The following is a 2,857-nucleotide window of genomic DNA, read 5'->3' as shown; positions in this document are numbered from 1 at the left end:
CTGTCATAGAGTCTCTCAAATGTAGCAGCACGAAGGTGGAAACACTTTTGGGTTGTGAGGTTAAGTGACTAAGCGTACACGGTGGATGCCTAGGCAGTCAGAGGCGATGAAGGGCGTGTTAATCTGCGATAAGCGTCGGTAAGGTGATATAAACCGTTATAACCGGCGATACCCGAATGGGGAAACCCAGTGCAATTCGTTGCACTATCATACGATGAATACATAGTCGTATGAGGCGAACCGGGGGAACTGAAACATCTAAGTACCCCGAGGAAAAGAAATCAACCGAGATTCCCCCAGTAGCGGCGAGCGAACGGGGAGGAGCCCAGAACCTGAATCAGTTCTTGTGTTAGTGGAAGCGTCTGGAAAGTCGCACAGTAAAGGGTGATAGTCCCGTACACTAAAATGCATTAATTGTGAGTTCGATGAGTAGGGCGGGACACGTGACATCCTGTCTGAATATGGGGGGACCATCCTCCAAGGCTAAATACTCCTGACTGACCGATAGTGAACCAGTACCGTGAGGGAAAGGCGAAAAGAACCCCGGCGAGGGGAGTGAAATAGAACCTGAAACCGTGTACGTACAAGCAGTGGGAGCCTACTAGTTGGGTGACTGCGTACCTTTTGTATAATGGGTCAGCGACTTATATTTTGTAGCAAGGTTAACCGTATAGGGGAGCCGTAGGGAAACCGAGTCTTAACTGGGCGAATAGTTGCAAGGTATAGACCCGAAACCCGGTGATCTAGCCATGGGCAGGTTGAAGGTTGGGTAACACTAACTGGAGGACCGAACCGACTAATGTTGAAAAATTAGCGGATGACTTGTGGCTGGGGGTGAAAGGCCAATCAAACCGGGAGATAGCTGGTTCTCCCCGAAAGCTATTTAGGTAGCGCCTCGTGAACTCATCTTCGGGGGTAGAGCACTGTTTCGGCTAGGGGGCCATCCCGGCTTACCAAACCGATGCAAACTCCGAATACCGAAGAATGTTATCACGGGAGACACACGGCGGGTGCTAACGTCCGTCGTGAAGAGGGAAACAACCCAGACCGCCAGCTAAGGTCCCAAAGTCATGGTTAAGTGGGAAACGATGTGGGAAGGCATAGACAGCCAGGATGTTGGCTTAGAAGCAGCCATCATTTAAAGAAAGCGTAATAGCTCACTGGTCGAGTCGGCCTGCGCGGAAGATGTAACGGGGCTAAACCATGCACCGAAGCTGCGGCAGCGACGCTTAGGCGTTGTTGGGTAGGGGAGCGTTCTGTAAGCCGTTGAAGGTGGCCTGTGAGGGTTGCTGGAGGTATCAGAAGTGCGAATGCTGACATAAGTAACGATAAAGCGGGTGAAAAACCCGCTCGCCGGAAGACCAAGGGTTCCTGTCCAACGTTAATCGGGGCAGGGTGAGTCGACCCCTAAGGCGAGGCCGAAAGGCGTAGTCGATGGGAAACAGGTTAATATTCCTGTACTCGGTGTTACTGCGAAGGGGGGACGGAGAAGGCTAGGCTAGCCGGGCGACGGTTGTCCCGGTTTAAGCGTGTAGGGGGAGTGACTTGGTAAATCCGGTTACTTATTCAACCCTGAGGCGTGATGACGATGCACTACGGTGCAGAAGTAGTTGATGCCAAGCTTCCAGGAAAAGCCTCTAAGCATCAGGTAACATCAAATCGTACCCCAAACCGACACAGGTGGTCAGGTAGAGAATACCAAGGCGCTTGAGAGAACTCGGGTGAAGGAACTAGGCAAAATGGTGCCGTAACTTCGGGAGAAGGCACGCTGGCGCGTAGGTGAAGAGACTTGCTCTCGGAGCTGAAGCCAGTCGCAGATACCAGCTGGCTGCAACTGTTTAATAAAAACACAGCACTGTGCAAACACGAAAGTGGACGTATACGGTGTGACGCCTGCCCGGTGCTGGAAGGTTAATTGATGGGGTCAGCCGCAAGGCGAAGCTCTTGATCGAAGCCCCAGTAAACGGCGGCCGTAACTATAACGGTCCTAAGGTAGCGAAATTCCTTGTCGGGTAAGTTCCGACCTGCACGAATGGCGTAATGATGGCCAGGCTGTCTCCACCCGAGACTCAGTGAAATTGAACTCGCTGTGAAGATGCAGTGTACCCGCGGCAAGACGGAAAGACCCCGTGAACCTTTACTATAGCTTGACACTGAACATTGAGCCTTGATGTGTAGGATAGGTGGGAGGCTTTGAAGCGTGGACGCCAGTCTGCGTGGAGCCAACCTTGAAATACCACCCTTTAATGTTTGATGTTCTAACTCGGCCCCGTGATCCGGGGTGAGGACAGTGTCTGGTGGGTAGTTTGACTGGGGCGGTCTCCTCCCAAAGAGTAACGGAGGAGCACGAAGGTTAGCTAATCACGGTCGGACATCGTGAGGTTAGTGCAAAGGCATAAGCTAGCTTGACTGCGAGAGTGACGGCTCGAGCAGGTACGAAAGTAGGTCTTAGTGATCCGGTGGTTCTGAATGGAAGGGCCATCGCTCAACGGATAAAAGGTACTCCGGGGATAACAGGCTGATACCGCCCAAGAGTTCATATCGACGGCGGTGTTTGGCACCTCGATGTCGGCTCATCACATCCTGGGGCTGAAGTAGGTCCCAAGGGTATGGCTGTTCGCCATTTAAAGTGGTACGCGAGCTGGGTTTAGAACGTCGTGAGACAGTTCGGTCCCTATCTGCCGTGGGCGTTGGAAGATTGAGAGGGGTTGCTCCTAGTACGAGAGGACCGGAGTGAACGCACCACTGGTGTTCGGGTTGTCATGCCAATGGCATTGCCCGGTAGCTAAGTGCGGAAAAGATAAGCGCTGAAAGCATCTAAGCGCGAAACTTGCCTCGAGATGAGTCTTCCCTGGGG

General features: G+C 52.6%; 1 rRNA gene. It reads left to right on the top strand.

The window, feature by feature from the left end:
• Positions 1-58: 58 nt before the first annotated feature.
• A 23S ribosomal RNA gene (locus tag OC597_RS26585) occupies positions 59-2,857 on the top strand; the annotation flags it as partial.

Source organism: Serratia proteamaculans, from assembly GCF_946227095.1.
Taxonomy (GTDB): domain Bacteria; phylum Pseudomonadota; class Gammaproteobacteria; order Enterobacterales; family Enterobacteriaceae; genus Serratia; species Serratia proteamaculans_E.
The sequence above is the reverse complement of the archived record's forward strand: the minus strand, read 5'-3'. Positions and strand labels throughout refer to the sequence as shown.